Source organism: Thauera phenylacetica B4P (assembly GCF_000310225.1).
GTDB classification, from domain to species: Bacteria; Pseudomonadota; Gammaproteobacteria; order Burkholderiales; family Rhodocyclaceae; genus Thauera; species Thauera phenylacetica.
Window position 1 is genome coordinate 1 of the sequence record NZ_AMXF01000084.1, and the last position, 16,132, is coordinate 16,132.

The window sequence follows — 16,132 nt, forward strand, 5'->3', positions numbered from 1 at the left end:
CGTGCCGCGCTCGCGCGCGAGGGCCTGGCCGTGCCCCGCGGCGGCGGGCCGGGCGCGGCGGGGGAGGACGGTGCGCATGCGCCGGGCGCGGTGGAGGCGAGCGGCGAGACCGCGCGCATCGTCTCCTGCGGCCCGCCTCTGCGCGGACACGAACTGCGCATCGTCGATGCACGGGGACGGACGCTGCCCGAGCGCCAGGTCGGCATGCTCGAGTTTCGCGGGCCCTCGGCCACCGCCGGCTACTACCGCAATCCCGAGGCCAGCGCCGCGCTGTTCCATGACGGCTGGCTGTCGACCGGGGACCACGCCTACCTGGCCGATGGCGAGCTCTACATCACCGGGCGGGCGAAGGAGATGATCATCCGCGCCGGGCGCAACCTCTACCCCTACGACCTGGAGCAGGCCGTGGGCGCGCTGCCGGGGGTGCGCAAGGGTTGCGTCGCGGTGTTCGGCGTTCAACCCGGCGAGCCGGGTCAGGAGCGCCTCGTGGTGGTGGCCGAGACCCGCTTGCGCGACGAGGCCGAGCGCAGGGCGCTGGAGCAACGCATCCTCGCCGAGGCGATGGCGCAGCTCGAGCTCGCGCCCGACGACATCGTGCTCGCGCCCGCGCACGCGGTGCTCAAGACCTCGAGCGGCAAGATCCGCCGCGCCGCGGTGCGTGACGCCTACCTCGACGGCCGCCTGGGTGCGCCCTCGCGCGCCGCCTGGCTGCAGATCCTGCGCCTGCAGCTGGCCAGCCTCGGCGGACGCCTGCGGGCGCTGCCGGACGTGCTCTACGCGGGTTGGGCGTGGCTGGGCTTCGCGCTGCTCGCCCCGCTCGCCGCCCTGTGCATTCTCGTCCTGCCGAGCATCGGGCAGCGCTGGGCGTGCGTCCACCGCCTGGCACGCGTGTATCGCTGGCTTTGTGCCTGCCCCTTGCGGGTGGAAGGGCTGGACCGGCTGCCGCCCGCCAACTGCGTGCTGGTGGCCAACCACGCCAGCTACTGCGACGGGCTGCTCCTGGCTGCGGCGCTGCCGCGGCCGGTGCGTTTCGTGGCGAAGGCCGAGCTGCGCAGCGACCGCGTCCTGCGCCGGCTGTTCGAGCGCATGGGCACGCTCTTTGTCGAGCGCTTCGACGCCAGGCAGGGATCCGAGGATGCGCAGGCGCTCGGCGCGCGCGCGGGGGAGGGCTTGCCGCTGCTGTTCTTCGCCGAGGGCACCTTCGGCCCTCGCGAGGGCCTGCAGGCCTTCCGCCTCGGTGCCTTCCAGGTGGCGGCCCGCCAAGGCCTGCCGGTCGTCCCGGTGGCGCTGGCCGGCACCCGTGCCGTGCTGCGCGACCGCAGCTGGTGGCCGCGGCGCGGCGCGCTCGCGGTGACCGTGTGCGCGCCCGTGGAGCCGCGCGGCGACGATTGGCACGATCTGCTTGCCCTGCGTGATGACGTGCGGACCCGGATCCTGACGCATTGTGGCGAACACGACGCGCTGCGGGGCTGAGAAGGCCGGCGGGCGTCGTCGTCTGGAGGCGGTGGGGCCTTCGCACCTTGCGTGCCGAAAGCGCGACGAGAAGGCGGGTGCTGTCGCGCGAACGATAGCGTGCAGCCTTGACGAGGGGATTCATGGGCGCGCCCGGTCGAAACTGAAGAATTCCAGTTCGCGAAAGTAGTCCGTCAGGGTGTCGAGCTCCAGCGCGGTCAGGCCACGGCCCGGGTAATACACCTGCAGCCCCGCTCCGCTCCGCCCCGGCCTGGCGGATGCGCGGAATGTGGAGCAGCGAGGTCGGGGCGGGCGGGCCGCCAGCTCGATGTAGAGCTCCCGGGCCTAAAGGGCAGCATAGATCGGGGCGGCGCGTCCGCCCGGTCTGAGCGCGCCCAGGGCATCCACTGCGATCTGGCCATCGCAGCTCGGTATCTTCGCCGAATCGGCGTTGTGGGCGAGCGAGAACGGGTTGCCGCCGAGCTACATCCTGCGCAAGCCGCTGTGGTGGCTGGGCGTCGCACCGCTGTCGGAGATGGTCGAGATCCCGCCTGGCCGCTTCACGATGGGCTGCAAGCCGGGGCGGGATGACGTTGAGGGCGGCACCTGCGAGCGTGACAGCACAATCTTTTTTCAGCTGGGTGAGGTGCGTGAGGTGACCCTGGATAAGCCCTTTGCGCTCGGGAAATACGAGGTGACCTTCCTGCAGTACGACTACTACGTCTGGGACCAGAAGCGCAGGGGTCGGGGAAGGCGCTGGAGTATCCCGTCGACGCAGGCTTGGGGCGCGAGGACAGGCCGGTGATCAACGTCAGTTGGTACGATGCGCAGGCCTATCTCGCCTGGCTCGGCGAGCGGGAGAAACGGGACGACAGTATCGCCTGCCGACCGAGGCGGAATGGGAGTACGCCGCGCGCGGCGGACTGGAAACGCCCTACGGCTGGGACGGCACGGCCTTCGATCCCGAGAAGGCCAACTGTTCCGTGCAAGGGAGCGCAGGGCGGACGCTGCCGGTGAGCCGGAAAGAGGGCTGGGCCAACCCCTTCGGCCTGCACGACATGATTGGCAATGTCTGGGAGTGGACCGCCGACCGGGATGAGGGGAACGAGGGTGATGCGAGCCGCGTGCAGCGCGGCGGCTCGTGGGACTACGGTGGCCCAGTCGTCTGTCGCGCGGCCCGCCCGCGTTTTTCGTTGATGGAGATCGAACACCGGCCCCGGCCGGGATCAGACCGCTTCGAGCCGTGCGATCAGCGCCGTGAACGCCGCCTGCATCGCCGCATCCTTCATCTGTGCGACATGGCGGCGCAGGTCGCACAGGGTGGAATCGAGCTTCCAGGCATCGGCGCCTTCACGTTCGACCTCCCGGGTGAGCGCTCGCGACAAGGGGTGGTTGTGCTCGGCGAAGGCGAGGCCGAGCAGCGTCGGCTTGAGCCACTCGTCCGCGCTGCCGCGTTGGCGAGCGCGTTCGCAGGCCAGGCGGGCGACGGCGGCCGCGGCCTCGGCCTGCTCCTCGTCCGGGTCGTCGCCGCGCTCGCGATAGAGCGCGGGGAGGTTGCAGCTGCAGTAGTAGTCGTTGAGATCGAGCAACATCCCGCGTTGGTAGGCTTCGATGGCGCGGTCGAGCATGCGCGGGTCGGGCTTGCCGGCCTTGACCGAGGCGTTGTAGAGCTTCTTGTAGCGTCCGCCGATCAGGCCGCTGCGTTCGCCACTGTCGCCGAAGGTCCGGATCAGCGCCTCCAGCGCGGCGATCGCGTCGGTGTGCGACCCCAGGTAGCTCTGCGCCAGCGCGCGCTGCTCGCGCAGGTAGGCGCTCTTGCGGATCGTCTCCGGCAGCCCGTCGATGAACTGCACGGTCCGGCTCCAGTCGCCGAGCACGTCGCGCACGAAGCGGAAGATCTCGATCGCGGTGGTGTCGAGCCCGATGTCGGCTGGCGGGTTCTCGGCGAGGAAGGCTTCGGCCGCCGCGTTGCGCTCGTCCCGCGGCATGTTCCGGATCGCCAGCATGCGTGCGCGCAGGATCTCGAAGGCTTCGAGCTGGTCGGCCAGCTCCTGCGCCCGGCGGCTGTCGGGGGGAACCTGCGGGTAGCCGCTGATCAGGGAATGCACCGGGGAGCGCCCGGCGCGCACCTCGGGAATGGCCTTCGTCAGCACCTCGCGGATGGCACGCGCGGTGTCGGCATCGACCTTCTCCTGCGGCAGCGGATAGCCGATGCGGCGGATCTGCTGGAGATCGAACACCGGTTTCGCCCAGTCCGCGGCGATCAGCACGCAGTTGTCCTCGCGGGCGGCGTGGCGAACGCCGATCTCGTAGTAGGCGTTGGCGTTGGCGATGCTGACGTCGGCCACCACCAGGTGCGAGAAGAACAGGCGCTCGAGCATCTCCTTGACGATCACCGCGCCGGTGTCCTGGTCCGCACGCACCGCGCGGTAACCCATGGATTCGAGCGCGGGTGCGATCGCAACGCGCCACAAGACGTCGAAATCGACCCTCGGCGGATGCGGCGCGCTCGCACCGGTGTCCTTGGTGCCGAAGGGCATGACCATGAAGCAGATCGGGCGCAGGCTCATTTCGGGCTCCTTCGGCCGGAGAAGGCCGGTCAGCCGGCACGCATCGCGCTGATGATGGAGAGCAGCGCGATGCCTTCGTTGGCCGGGTAGGTGTCGGGCTTGCCATTGAGCCGCGACAGGATGCCGCCCGCGTGGTGGAGGGCGATCACCTTCCAGTCGGCGGCGTTGAAGACCGGGCTGCCGGAGTTGCCCTTTTCGGTCGGCGCACGGTAGTGGAGGCGGCAGGGCGCGGCGCCGAAGAGGTTGTCGCGCGGACCCTCGTGATCGAGCAGCTCGTTGTCCTGGAAGGAGAACTCGAGGCCGCCTCCGCCGGTGTGGCCGATGAGGTAGACGCGGCTCGGGCCATCCTCGGGTCGCACGGGAAGGCGTCTTGCGATCGTCAGCGCTTCGAGGCCCGCGGGCGGCGGGCCGTCGAGCTCGATGAGCGCGGCGTCGTGGCGGTCCACCGGCGAACTCCACACGATGCGCTTCACGCCGTAATGCGGTGCCGCCTCGACCGCCTCGAACACGATGGCGGCATCCTCCGCCCGCAGCGCGCCCGCGCTCCCTTGCGCGTTCACGACGTGGAAGTTGGTCAGCAGCAGCGCGCCTTCCGCGGCGACGCCGAATTCGGCCGGTGCGACCAGGAAACCGGTGCCGATGCGCTCGTCCAGGCCGGCGCGGATCGAGGCCACCGAGGATGCACTGCGCAGCCCGGCCTGCCACCAGCGATAGGATCTGGTGCCGTCGACGCCGAGGATGGCTTCGAGCCGGGCGTTCGGCGCTGCGCCGGCCTGCTGCGATTGCAGGAGCTCGCGCACGGACAGGTCGCAACGCCCGCCCGGCAGGCCGAGCAGGCGGGCCCGCATGGCGTCGAGCAGGACCCGGCTCCGCTCGCCGCACCGGCCGAGCTCCCAGACCTGCTCGAACTGGCGCAGCGTGCTGGCCACGGCGAAGGCGTCGATCGCGTCATGCGCGAGGAAGCGGCGGATCTGCTCTTCGACCTCGTCGAGCTCGCCGAGCGCGAGGTGGGCTTCGGCACGCGTGGCCGCATCCCACGGATCGGCGGTCGGCGGGGTCGCCAGGATGGAACGCGCCAGCGCGCGGTAATCCAGTCTCGGCGCCCGGCGCAGTTGCATGCGCTCGGCGCAGGCCGCGACCGCGACGAGGTTGATGGCATGCCAGGTGTTCGCCGGATCGGCCTCCCAGGGCTTGCGGTAGGCGCGCACGGCGTTCTGGAGCGCGGCGAGGTCGGCGGCGTCCAGGGCCTTGCGTGCATCGATGAAGATCTGCTTGCAGGCGCGCCCGAGCAGGCCGTGCAGCTCGGCCCATTCCCCGCTCCGCGCCTCGACCTTGCGCAGGGCGGCCTGGATGACATCGATGGCTGCGCTGGGTTGGCCGGTCTCGATCAGCGCCTGCGCCTGCAGCCTGCGCACGCGCGCATCCTGCGGGGCGCGACGCGCGACGCGGTCGGCGAGTTCGGCGAGAGGGGCGAACTGGCGCCGTCTGCGCAGACGGTCGAGCAATGCGGCGGCGGTGCGTGACGATTCGCCCGCAGGCGGCCACGGGTATTCGGCCAGCAGCGCTCGGGTGTATGCGATCAAGGCCTCGTCTGTGCAGTGCTCGTCGAGCATGGGAGCGGGCCTCGGACTCAGATCTCGAGCAGCTCGCGCAGGGTCCGGCGCAGTTCCGGCTGGCCGAAGTACTTCACCAGCGAGTGCCGCCACCAGCCCGCGTTGGCGACCTGGGCATCGCGGACGCGTGCCTGGCCGGCACTGCGGAAATCGTTGGCGAGCTTCGGGTCGGCGCCGCAGACGACGTCGAGAGGATCGAAGAAATCCACCCAGGGTCCCTGCAGGCGGCTGGCCGGGTAGCCGTCGCTGCGGGTCCATTCCGGCTCGAGGCAGTCCTGCACTTCGTCGAGGCCGAGCGGGCTCCCGAGGGTGACGAGGGCGTCGACCGACGGGCAGTCGGCAACGCGCTTGAGGCAGTCGTACGCGATGAGCGTGCCCATGCTGTGCGACACCACCACATGACGATCGCTGTCGACCGCCTTCAGGGCCGAGACGAAGCGCCGGCGGATCTCGTCCTGGACGCGATAGCGGACGCCAGCCCGCGGGGAATGCTCGACGTTGAAGAGGTAATGGTGCGCGTCGCGCAACTGCGCCGCCAGGATGCGCTTCTTCAGCCACCAGGGCAGAGGGATGCGTTCGAGCGGGGTGCCGCCCGCCGCGGCCGATTCGGGCGCCTGCCCGCCGGGCGCGTTCTCGGCGGCCACCGCCGCGGCGATCTCGGCATCGCTCAGGGTGGTGAAGCGAGCACGCATCGCATCGAGGAAGGCCTTCTCGCGCGCGTCGGCGGGCACCGGTGGCGGCGGATCGCCGGCGGCATCGACCTCCTGGGGACGGCGCTCGGCGGTGCTCTCGTGCGCGGCGACGTCCGGGTCGGGCTGCTCGTAGAGCACATCGGCCCAATAGACCAGCCGGCTGGTCACGCCCGCGGAGCGCAGGTCGAGCGGGTCGTCGCCCTTGGCCAGCGCGCGCAGCCAGATCTCGTAGAGCTTGTCCGCCTCGGGCTTGTTGGCCAGGCCATGGATGAAGGTGACGTGCGGCATCTGGGGCTCCAATGCTGTGCGGTCTTGAACCAAGCCGACCCGGCGATGCCTCGCGGGCATCCTCTTCATTCAGAATAGGGCATTTCCCGCTCGCGACAAGCGGGTTTCGGCTTCGATCGGTTCAGGTCCGCATGCCGGGAGAGGGGGGTGTCCGGCAATGCTTGCCGATTGCGGATGGCGGCGCGCAATGCGGTGATCAAGGACATCCTGGCGGTGGAGACCCTGGCTGCGACCACGGTGATCTGCACCGACAAGACCGGCGCGCTGACCCGCAACGCCCTCCACGTCGAGGCGCTGCGCAGTCGCTTCGAGCTCGTGTCGACGACCCCCTTCGATGCCCGGAGCAAGTGCCTGTTCGCGACCTGGCGCGACGCGGACCGGCGCTGCCGCACGAGGCGCTGGTGGACGCGCTGCGCCCGCAGGAGGGGGTGTTCGCGCGCATCCTTCCCGAGCGCTGCCGACGAGCTGCGCAAATGGGCTCTGCGTCGCTGGGGCGCGGGGGCTCAGGGGCGCGGCGCCTGTGAGGGTCCGGTCCGCCTCGCGTGCGGACCGGCGGTTCAGCGGATGAAGGCATCGGACAGGGGCGCGACCATCACCCGGTTGCGGCCCGCCTGCTTGGCCCGATACATCGCGCCGTCGGCGCGCTTCAGCGCGCTCTCCAGGCTTTCGCCTTCGGCCAGGCGGGTGACGCCGGCGCTGAAGGTGATCACCACCTTCTGCAGGTCGGCCATGAAGAACTCGCGGGTGAGCTCGCGCTGCAGGCGGATGAGCGCCTGCTGGGCGTCGGTGTCGCCGGTCTCGGGCAGCAGGATGACGAACTCCTCGCCGCCGTAGCGGGCGAGCACGTCCTGCGGGCGCAGGTGCTGGCGGACGACCTTCGCGAGGTGCACCAGGGCATCGTCGCCGACCTTGTGGCCGAGGCTGTCGTTGAGCTTCTTGAAGTGGTCGATGTCGAGCAGGGCGACGGCGAGCCGGGTGCCGCGGCGCTGGGCGCGTGCGGATTCGGTCTGGAACATCTCCTCTAGGCCGCGGCGGTTGAGCGCGCCGGTGAGCTGGTCGTGGCGCATCAGGCGGCTGGCCTCCTCGAGCTCGTTCTGCAGCGTGGCGATGCGCTCCTGCGCTTCGGCGGCCTGGCTGCGGGCGACGATGAGCTCGTCGCGCGAGCGGCGCGCCTCGTCCTGGATGCTGCGGGTCTCGGTCATGACCTCGTCGAGCAGGGGGCCAATCTCGGTGATGTCGTTGGCCTTGGCGATGCGCTGGGCACACTGGCCGATGCGGTCGTGGTAGGCGCCGGTCGATTCGGAGAAGCGCGCGAGCTGGTCGACGAAGCCGGCGAGCATGTCGCGCAGGTGGCGCTGGGACTGGGCCAGGGTGTGCTTGAGCTGGCCCTGCTTGTAGATGAGCTCCTTGAGGCGGCGGCCGGCGTCGTCGATCTTGCGTGGATCGGGGCGGCTGTCGACGATCTCGCGCAGCATCTCGATCTGCCCGGCGAGCCAGCGGTCGTCGAGCACGAGTTCGTCGATGTTGCGTAGCAGCATGCGCAGCAGCTCCAGCATGCCGGCGCGGATCTCGGCCTCGTCGGCGGCGGCGAGCTCGAGCTCGCGTGCGAAGCCGCGCAGGCGCGTGCCGACCTCGCGCAGCCCGGCGGCTTCGCTGCGGCTGGCGATCTCGGCGCAGAGGCTGGCGGCGGTCTCGCGCAGCGGCGGATGTTCTTCCAGTAGCGGCGGCAGGGCCTCGCCCAGGCTGATGGTGACGAGCTCGCGCAGGGCGTCCACGGTGGCGGTGTCGACCGCGGGCGAGACGGGGAATGCTGGCGTTGTCGTGGCTGCTGGCATGGGCTGCCTCGCGGCGCTCGCGCCGGCGCCGGTGCTTGCGGCCTCCGCCGGATCATCCGCGGCGTCGGGGACCTCGACGGCGAGCGCATCGGCGTCGGTCATCGCCTGCGTCCAGCTCCTGAGCAGGCCCTGCAGGCGGGTGTACAGCGCCGCCGGGTCGGCCGCGCCCAGCACGCGGTCGAGGGCCTCGCGCTTGCGTGCGGGCGTCCATCCGGTCTGGCGCGCCTCCCACTGGCGCAGCAGGTTGCCGATGAGCTCGTTCCAGGCCTGCGGCTCGCCCAGCTTGAGGCTGTCGAGGTAGCGCTCGAGCGCGGCCTCGGCGGCCTTGCTGCGACCGTCGGCGAGCGCCTGGTCGAGCTGGTGGCCGTGGCGCTGGCGCTCGGCACTGTCGCGTGGCAGGCGGCGCGCGAGCTTGCGCACGAAGGCCTCGGGCAGCGCGTCCTCGTCGGGGCGCGTGCCGGCGATCTCGTGATAGAGCTTGTGGTAGTTGTCGGGCGTGGGGGCGACCCGGCGCAGCGCGAGCTGGCGCAGTGCTTCGCGGGCGATTTCGGAGGGGTTGCTGAGCGTGGGCATGGTGAGCGGAGGAAGTCCCAGGGTCTGGCGCATGTTTGCGGCATTCTGACAGCAGTTCTTGAGCTTTCCTCGAGCAAGTTGCCAAGAGCAGGCCAAGTGCGAAGTCAGCCTGTACGATCTGCCGATCGGTAGACATTAATCAAATGCTAATATTCCTGGGCGGCCTACACTGAAAATGGAGATCGTTTAAGTGGAGGAAGGGGAAATGGACAAGCGAACATTCGGCTGGCGACGGTGGATCGGCGGGGCCTTGATCCTCGCGGCCAGCATGATGGCGGGTGCGGCGAGCGACCCGGCGGCGGGAGGTCTTCCGGTCGCGGCGGCTGGCGGCAAGGCGGCCAGCACGGCGGATCACAGCAAGTTCAAGGAGCTGCAGGGGCCGTTCAAGACCGGGCCGGAGGTCACCAAGGCCTGTCTTGCCTGTCACAACGAGGCCGGCCACCAGGTCATGAAGAGCGTGCACTGGACCTGGGAGGCGATCAGCCCGACCACCGGCAAGAAGCTGGGCAAGCAGCACGCGGCCAACAACTTCTGCGGCTCCATCCTCTCCAACGAGCCGCGCTGCACGAGCTGCCACGCCGGCTACGACTGGAAGGACAAGAACTACGATTTCACCAACCAGAACAACGTGGATTGCCTGGCCTGCCACGACACCACCGCGACCTACAAGAAGATCGCCACCGATGCCGGCCACCCGCTCTACGAGCCGCGCGAGATGCCCAAGGGGAGCGGCAAGATCGTGCAGCCGCCCGACCTCACCAAGATCGCGCAGGCGGTGGGCAAGCCTGGCCGGCAGAACTGCGGCGCCTGCCACTTCAACGGCGGCGGCGGCGACGCGGTCAAGCACGGTGACCTCGACACCTCGCTGATCAAGCCGCCCAAGGATGTCGACGTACACATGTCGCCCGAGGGCGCCAACCTGTCCTGTGCCGACTGCCACACCTTCAACGCCCACCAGCCCTCCGGCAGCCGCTACGCGGCCACCGCCAAAGACACCAAGGGCCTGGACATGAAGCACGAGGACCACAACCGCGCGACCTGCGAGTCCTGCCACGACCTGCGTCCGCACAAGAACGAGCGCCTCAACAACCACGCCAACCGCGTGGCCTGCCAGACCTGCCACATCCCCGAGTTCGCGCGTGGTGGCATCGCCACCAAGACGCTGTGGGATTGGTCGACCGGCGGCAAGCGCGGCCCGGACGGCAAGCCGCTGTTCATCAAGGACGACCACGGCCACCTGATCTACTCGGCCGAGAAGGGCGACTTCAAGTACGGCGAGAACGTGCGCCCGGCCTACAAGTGGTACAACGGCGTGGTCCATCAGATCTCGATCACCGACAAGATCGACGACAGCAGGATCCTCGAGCTGAACCGCGTCGAGGGCTCGGCGGGCGATCCGAATGCCCGCATCTGGCCCTTCAAGGTGATGGTCGGCAAGCAGCCCTACGACCCGGTGAACAAGACCCTGGTGGTCAACCACGTGTATGGCAACGACGACACCGCGTTCTGGGGCAACTTCGACTACGAGAAGTCGATCAAGGCCGGCATGGACTACGCCGGGCTGCCCTACAGCGGCAAGTTCGACTTCATCGAGACACGGATGAACTGGTTCATCACCCACATGGTGGCGCCCAAGGAAGACGCGTTGAAGTGCAGTGACTGCCACACCCGCTCGGAAGACGGGCGCCTCGCTGCGATCACCGACATCTACATGCCCGGTCGCGACCGCAACGGCTGGGTCGACCTCCTCGGCGGGCTGGCGATCATCGGTGCGATCGGCGCCGGCTCGATCCACGGCATCGCCCGCATCCTCACCCGTCGCAAGGGGCACTGAAAATGAGCGCGAACCGCATCTACATCTACAAGCGCTATGAGCGCTTCTGGCACTGGTCGCAGGCGCTGCTGATCATCGTCATGATGATCACCGGCTTCGAGATCCACGGCAGCTACACGCTGATGGGCTTCAAGGACGCAGTCGATGTTCACACCTTTGCGGCGTGGACCTTGCTGGTGATCTGGGCCTTCACGATCTTCTGGCAATTCACCACGGGCGAGTGGCGGCAGTACATCCCGTCGATGAAGAACGTGTCGGCGATGGTCCTCTACTACACGGTAGGGATCTTCAAGGAGATGCCGCACCCCTTCCGCAAGACCACGGTGCAGAAGCACAACCCGCTGCAACGCCTGGCCTACCTCGCGCTGCTCGCGTTCATCTCGCCGCTGATCTGGGGCTCGGGCCTGCTCTACCTCTTCTATGGCAACTGGGCGCAGCTCGGCATCGACAAGATGTTCTCGCTCGAGGGCGTCGCGCTGGTGCACACCGCGGGCGCGTTCATGATCACCGCGTTCTTCTTCATCCACGTCTATCTGACGACCACGGGCCACACGATCTTCGCCCACATCAAGGCGATGATCACCGGCTGGGAAGAGGTCGACGAGGACCACGCACCGGCCGCGACGGAGCAGGGCAGGCGCGCACCCGGCAAGGCCTGAGCGTTCGCGCCGCATTGCGGCATACGCCGGTACGAAGACGCCCCGCGGCTGGCTCAGCGCGGGGCGTCTTCGTCCGGGAGCTCGTAGTGGTCGGCGATGTAGGCCGGACCCTTCATGACGAACACGATGAAGGCGCCGATCGCCACGGTGAACACCACCGTCCAGTGCAGGATCACCGCCGCCAGCACCCAGATGTCGACCATCTGCAGCGAGCGCACCGCCTCGAGGCTCTCGTCGCCCCACCAGTGCAGGCGGGCGAGCAGGGAGACGGCCAGGCAGGCCGCGGTGCCGACCAGCGCGACCATGGGCAGGCGCGCCAGCACCTTGCGTTCGAGCCCTGCCGGTTCGGTGCGCGAGCCGGGCAGGCGGCGCCAGCGCTTTTCCATGATGCTTCCCCGATGTCTTGTCGTTGCGGCATGGCTGCCGGGTGGCGTGCGGACGCGCCGCTTCACTCCGATCCGATTCCCGCGCGATTGCTGCGATCCGTGGCAAAAAACACCACGCCAGGCAGTAGCCCGGCGGACCGGGGGTAGAATGCCGGCACAGCACCTGCGTCGCACAGCTTGCGGCGCCGCTCCGGAGGCGAGGCTTCCGCACTGCTGTTCAGACACCGACCCGCGTACCAGAGTTCTACCCGATATGACCCTTCAGCAAGCCGAAACCGCCGCACCTGCGACCGCCAGCACCGACGCGCAGGAGCCGGCCAAGCAGCCGCGCATCGAGCCGCGCGCGATCCTCAAGCGCCTGCAGGCCGAATCGCCGGCATTCCGCGACAGCAAGCCGCTGGCGCTGAAGATCGACGCGAGCATCCTCGCCCGCTTTCCCGATTTCGATCGCAAGAACCTGCGCATCGCCCTGCGCATGCACACCGCCTCGACCAAGTACCTCAAGGCGGTCGAGCGTGGTGGGGAGCGCTTCGACCTCGAGGGCAAGGCCTCCGGCGAGGTTACCGAGGAGCAACGCCAGCACGCTGCCACCACGCTGAAGGAGCGCTTCGCCGCAGTGGCCAAGCAGCAGCGCGAGAAGCGCGAGGCCGAGGAGGCCGAGCGCCGCCGTAGCGAAAAGCTCCAGCAGCTGGTGAGCAAGTTCGGGCGCTGAGCCCGGGCGGGCACGCCGGCGCTCAGCGCAGGTCGCGCCGCACCGAGTCGGCCCGCGCCATCCAGATCCCCGCCCCGGCCGCGATCGCCACCGCGAGCGCCCCGCCGGGATGGCCGGTCCCGATCATCAGGCCAGCGAGCAGGCCGAGGGTGAGCAGAACCCGGGAAGTGATGGTTTGCATGGCGGTCTCCTGATTTTTTCGACTGTACGGAATACTGTATATATGAACAGTATCCGACGCAAGTCCACGCGTATGGGAGCGCCTCGCGCGCGTGCGATCCGCCGCAGTGGCGAGCAGGCGTCTTGCGCTATAATCCGCACCGCCTTGCCGGCATAGCTCAGTTGGTAGAGCAGCTGATTTGTAATCAGAAGGTCGTGGGTTCGATTCCTATTGCCGGCACCACAAATTCTCCGAAGCTTGTGCGGCGCAAAAAGTTCTTGCCTTATCGCCGCTCACCGTTTATAGTTCTGTTTCTCCGACGCGGGGTGGAGCAGTCTGGCAGCTCGTCGGGCTCATAACCCGAAGGTCGCAGGTTCAAATCCTGCCCCCGCAACCAAACAAAGCAGAAAGCCAGTCACTTCACGGTGGTTGGCTTTCTGCTTTTGTGCATTGAACGGAGCGCAGGCGGGCCAATGTCCGCCTGCGCTCCGTTCAATGAGCCGCGAGACTTGACCGGGCTGCTGCCGTGCCCTGAGCAGTCACCGGAAACCACAGCGTCACGCAGGTGCCGGCGTCCGGCATGCTCTCCAGGCTCACGCTGCCGCCGTGCAGCTTCATGATCTCCTTCACCAGGGACAGGCCGAGACCGGTTCCGGGGATGCGGCCGGAGCGGTCGCTGCGGAAGAAGCGGTCGAAGGCGTGGGCGATCTCCTCGGCGTTCATGCCGATGCCGTGGTCGCGCACGGCGATGCCCACGAGGGCGAGGCCGTCGGGGTGCTCGCCGAGCACATCGACCTCGATGTCGCCGCCCTGCGGCGAAAACTTCTGCGCATTCGACAGCAGGTTGAGCAGGGTCTGCTGGAACTTCGCACGGTCGGCGCGGATGCAGGGCAGGCCCCGCGGAATGCGGGTCACCAGGCGATGGCTGTCGGCGGGCGCGAGGAAACCGGTCAGGGCTTCCTCGAGCAGCGGGCCGAGCGCGAGCGTCTCGAACTGGAAGCTCTGCGCGCGCCGGGCCTCGATGCGGGCGAGGTCGAGCAGGTCGTTGAGCAGGCTGGTGAGGCGCCAGGCCTGGGTGTGGATGGTGCCGAGCAGCTCGCGCGTCTTGTCGACGCTGTAGCTGCGCATCATCAGCAGCTCGGAGAAGCCCATGATGCTCGCCATCGGGGTGCGCAGCTCGTGCGCAGCGGTGGCGAGGAAGTCGCTCTTCATGCGGTCGAGCTCGACCTCGCGGGTGACGTTGCGGAAGTAGATCACCATCGAGGTGGCGTTCGTCCCGCACGCGCGGAAGCTCTGGTGCAGCGTGCAGCGCTGCGGGTGGACGAGGTGGATGAGGCCTTCCCGGGCGAAGTCGAGCGGCGCGTCGGCGGGCATGAGCTCGAGTTCGTTGCCGGCGAGCGGCGTGAAGGGCTGCGTGGGGTCGGCGAGCTGGGCGAGGCGCTGGCGGAATTCGGCCAGGGTGGAGCCGATCAGCGCGCCGGCAGCGGGGGCGAAGAGGCTCTCCGCCGCGGCGTTGGCGAAGCTGATGGTGGCCTCGTCGTCGAAGCAGACCACCGCATCCGGATTGAGGGTGAAGATCACGTCGAGCCTGGACAGCCAGTCGATCAGGGTGTCTTCGGACTGGCGGCGAGCGGTGATGTCGGCCTGGACGCCGACGTAGTGCGTCACCTCGCCCGAGGCCGGATCGACCACCGGGGCGATTGCGAGCTGGTTCCAGAAGAAGCTGCCGTCCTTGCGGTAGTTGCGCAGCGTGACCTCGCAGGGACGCCCTGCGCCGATCGCGCGCCGCAGCATCGCGACCTCGGGCTGGTCGTGGTCGTCGCCACGCAGGAAGCGGCAGTTGCGACCGATCGTCTCGTCGCGCGCATAGCCGGTGATCTGCTCGAAGGCGCGGTTCACATAGATGGCGGGGCAATCGGGTTGGCGCATGTCCACGATCGAGATGCCGTTGCTGACTGCCTCGAGCGCACGGTCGCGGATCGCGATCGCCATCGCGGCCTCGTGGCGCTCGGTGATGTCGGTGAGGATGCCGCCGAAGCCGATGATGCGCTCGTCGTCGCGCAGGGTGTTGAGCTTCACCGAGAGCCAGCGCGAGCCGCCGTCGCGGCAGCGCACGCGGCAGGCGAAGTCATGGCTGTCGATCTCGCCCTGGCGCAGGGCCACCAGCACCTCCAGGTGGCGCTGCAGGTCGTCGGGATGCATGAAGTCGGGGAACTCGCGGCCGAGGCTGTCCTCGATGGCGTGGCCGGTGATCTTTTCCCAGGCCGTGTTGAGGAAGTTGAGACGGCGGTCCGTGCCGATCTCCACGACGATCTCGCCGAGGCTCTCGATCAGGTTGCGGTGGGCGCGGTCGGCGCGCAGGCGGGCGGTGGTGTCGGTCACCAGCACGATCGCGTGCGTGTCCGTGCCCGAGTCCCCGTCGATGACGCGCGACATGGAGATCTCCAGCGTGGCGCGTGTGCCGTCGGCGCGCCGCCAGGCGAGCTCCGCGGGGGTGTCCGGCGTGGGGCCGGCGGCGCTGCCGAAGAGCAGCTGCGGCCAGCGTGCGCCGAGGATCGCGGTCTCGGCGAGGCCGATCATCGTGAGCAGTGCCGGGTTGGCGTACTGCACGCGAGCCTCGGCTCCGGGCGGGGTGGCGACGATCAGCACCCCGGTGGCGCTGGAGGCGAGCGCGCGCTCCTTGAGGCGGCGCGCGGCCTCGGCGCGCTCCGCCTGGCGGGTGCGCGCCTCCAGCTTCGCGGACAGGCGCTGCTGGGTGTCGCGCAGCCCGTCGATCATCCGGTAAACCGTGTTCGCGAGCAGCTCGAAGCGGTCTGCGTCGTCGGCGCTGGCGCGTGGCGGCGGCAGGGCGTCGAAGTCGCCCGCGGCAACGCGGGCGGCGGTGCGCTCGAGCTCGGCCAGCGGCGCGCCGATCTTGCGCGCGATGCGGCGGCCCAGCAGCAGGGCCAGCAGCAGCACGATGGCGCCGACCACCACCATGCCCGCCAGCAGGCCGCGGAGCGGACGCTGGGCGAGCTCGCGATCGACGACGACCTCGATCGCGAGCGGCAGTCCGTGGCGATCGGAGATCTTGGTCAGGTAACGCAATTCCTGCCTGCCGTCCGAACGTCCCGCATGCACGGCCGGGGTGCCGGCGAGGTCGCGCAGCCGCAGCAAGTGCCTGGGCGCCAGGCCGGCCGTGGTGGCGGCGAAGATCTTCGTGAGGTCGAGCTCGGCGCCGAGGGCGCCCTCGTGGCTGCCGGTGGGGAGGTGGGCGATGGGGGCGGCGATCTGCAGGCGCAGGCCGGCGCCCTCGCGCGCGAGGGCGCGCTGCGTGGCTGCGCGCTCGACTGCGTCCTGCGCGAGGGCGCTCGCGCCG

At 69.3% G+C, this 16,132-nt stretch carries 12 protein-coding genes, 2 tRNA genes and 1 pseudogene; 8 read left to right on the plus strand and 7 right to left on the minus strand.

Annotated features, from left to right (window positions below):
- The 3 genes and pseudogenes from C667_RS12065 to C667_RS26825 all read left to right on the plus strand — a co-directional run.
- A partial coding sequence (locus tag C667_RS12065; protein ID WP_004364255.1) for a 1-acyl-sn-glycerol-3-phosphate acyltransferase occupies window positions 1-1,473 on the plus strand: 1,473 nt, incomplete at its 5' end.
- Between the two features lie 451 nt (window positions 1,474-1,924).
- Window positions 1,925-2,257 carry an SUMF1/EgtB/PvdO family nonheme iron enzyme gene (locus C667_RS24375; RefSeq protein ID WP_157302305.1) on the plus strand — a complete coding sequence of 111 codons (333 nt, stop codon included), beginning with the start codon at window positions 1,925-1,927 and terminating at the stop codon, window positions 2,255-2,257.
- Window positions 2,258-2,267: 10 nt separating this feature from the next.
- A pseudogene (locus C667_RS26825) lies at window positions 2,268-2,621 on the plus strand (formylglycine-generating enzyme family protein); the annotation flags it as partial.
- A 57-nt stretch (window positions 2,622-2,678) separates the two neighbouring features.
- Here C667_RS26825 and C667_RS25370 read toward each other — a convergent pair.
- From C667_RS25370 to C667_RS12095, 4 genes are all read right to left on the minus strand, one after another.
- Entirely contained in the window at window positions 2,679-4,022 is a 1,344-nt protein-coding gene (locus C667_RS25370; protein ID WP_039921412.1) for a tetratricopeptide repeat-containing protein, read from the minus strand.
- A gap of 29 nt (window positions 4,023-4,051) precedes the next feature.
- On the minus strand, window positions 4,052-5,635 hold the full coding sequence (locus tag C667_RS12080; protein WP_004364264.1) for a S1 family peptidase: 1,584 nt from the start codon (window positions 5,633-5,635) through the stop codon (window positions 4,052-4,054).
- Between the two features lie 17 nt (window positions 5,636-5,652).
- A complete protein-coding gene (locus C667_RS25710) occupies window positions 5,653-6,615 on the minus strand; it encodes a lipase family protein (RefSeq protein ID WP_004364267.1) in 963 nt (320 codons plus the stop codon).
- A gap of 557 nt (window positions 6,616-7,172) precedes the next feature.
- Entirely contained in the window at window positions 7,173-9,056 is a 1,884-nt protein-coding gene (locus C667_RS12095; RefSeq protein ID WP_004364271.1) for a GGDEF domain-containing protein, read from the minus strand.
- A 172-nt stretch (window positions 9,057-9,228) separates the two neighbouring features.
- Here C667_RS12095 and C667_RS12100 point away from each other — a divergent pair, with 172 nt between their 5' ends.
- Window positions 9,229-10,857 carry a tetrathionate reductase family octaheme c-type cytochrome gene (locus tag C667_RS12100; RefSeq protein ID WP_004364274.1) on the plus strand — a complete coding sequence of 543 codons (1,629 nt, stop codon included), beginning with the start codon at window positions 9,229-9,231 and terminating at the stop codon, window positions 10,855-10,857.
- Between the two features lie 2 nt (window positions 10,858-10,859).
- The gene (locus tag C667_RS12105; RefSeq protein ID WP_004364276.1) at window positions 10,860-11,516 is read left to right on the plus strand and encodes a cytochrome b/b6 domain-containing protein; all 657 of its coding nucleotides are present in this window, start codon (window positions 10,860-10,862) and stop codon (window positions 11,514-11,516) included.
- Between the two features lie 53 nt (window positions 11,517-11,569).
- Here the strand turns inward: C667_RS12105 and C667_RS12110 are convergent, their stop codons facing one another.
- The gene (locus C667_RS12110) at window positions 11,570-11,902 is read right to left on the minus strand and encodes a hypothetical protein (protein WP_004364278.1); all 333 of its coding nucleotides are present in this window, start codon (window positions 11,900-11,902) and stop codon (window positions 11,570-11,572) included.
- Window positions 11,903-12,155: 253 nt separating this feature from the next.
- On the opposite strand from C667_RS12110, the gene C667_RS12115 reads away from it, so the two are divergent.
- Window positions 12,156-12,614: a ProQ/FINO family protein gene (locus C667_RS12115; RefSeq protein ID WP_004364281.1), complete on the plus strand. Its 459-nt coding sequence runs from the start codon at window positions 12,156-12,158 to the stop codon at window positions 12,612-12,614.
- A gap of 22 nt (window positions 12,615-12,636) precedes the next feature.
- On the opposite strand, the gene C667_RS25715 is transcribed toward C667_RS12115, so the two are convergent.
- Window positions 12,637-12,795 (minus strand): hypothetical protein, encoded by a 159-nt coding sequence (locus C667_RS25715; protein ID WP_004364283.1) that lies wholly within the window; start codon window positions 12,793-12,795, stop codon window positions 12,637-12,639.
- A gap of 146 nt (window positions 12,796-12,941) precedes the next feature.
- On the opposite strand from C667_RS25715, the gene C667_RS12120 reads away from it, so the two are divergent.
- Both C667_RS12120 and C667_RS12125 read left to right on the plus strand, forming a co-directional pair.
- Window positions 12,942-13,017: transfer RNA gene (locus tag C667_RS12120), tRNA-Thr, on the plus strand.
- Window positions 13,018-13,094: 77 nt separating this feature from the next.
- A tRNA-Met gene (locus C667_RS12125) sits at window positions 13,095-13,171 on the plus strand.
- Between the two features lie 95 nt (window positions 13,172-13,266).
- Here C667_RS12125 and C667_RS24380 read toward each other — a convergent pair.
- Window positions 13,267-16,132: PAS domain S-box protein (locus C667_RS24380; RefSeq protein WP_004364285.1), on the minus strand; the 2,866-nt coding region annotated here is incomplete at its 5' end.

Excerpts from the sequence above, each read along its gene's own strand:
- C667_RS25370 (WP_039921412.1), bottom strand. The coding sequence starts at position 4,022 with ATGAGCCTGCGCCCGATCTGCTTCATGGTCATGCCCTTCGGCACCAAG.
- C667_RS12080 (WP_004364264.1), bottom strand. The coding sequence starts at position 5,635 with ATGCTCGACGAGCACTGCACAGACGAGGCCTTGATCGCATACACCCGA.
- C667_RS25710 (WP_004364267.1), bottom strand. The coding sequence starts at position 6,615 with ATGCCGCACGTCACCTTCATCCATGGCCTGGCCAACAAGCCCGAGGCG.
- C667_RS12095 (WP_004364271.1), bottom strand. The coding sequence starts at position 9,056 with ATGCGCCAGACCCTGGGACTTCCTCCGCTCACCATGCCCACGCTCAGC.
- C667_RS12100 (WP_004364274.1), top strand. The coding sequence starts at position 9,229 with ATGGACAAGCGAACATTCGGCTGGCGACGGTGGATCGGCGGGGCCTTG.
- C667_RS12105 (WP_004364276.1), top strand. The coding sequence starts at position 10,860 with ATGAGCGCGAACCGCATCTACATCTACAAGCGCTATGAGCGCTTCTGG.
- C667_RS12110 (WP_004364278.1), bottom strand. The coding sequence starts at position 11,902 with ATGGAAAAGCGCTGGCGCCGCCTGCCCGGCTCGCGCACCGAACCGGCA.
- C667_RS12115 (WP_004364281.1), top strand. The coding sequence starts at position 12,156 with ATGACCCTTCAGCAAGCCGAAACCGCCGCACCTGCGACCGCCAGCACC.
- C667_RS25715 (WP_004364283.1), bottom strand. The coding sequence starts at position 12,795 with ATGCAAACCATCACTTCCCGGGTTCTGCTCACCCTCGGCCTGCTCGCT.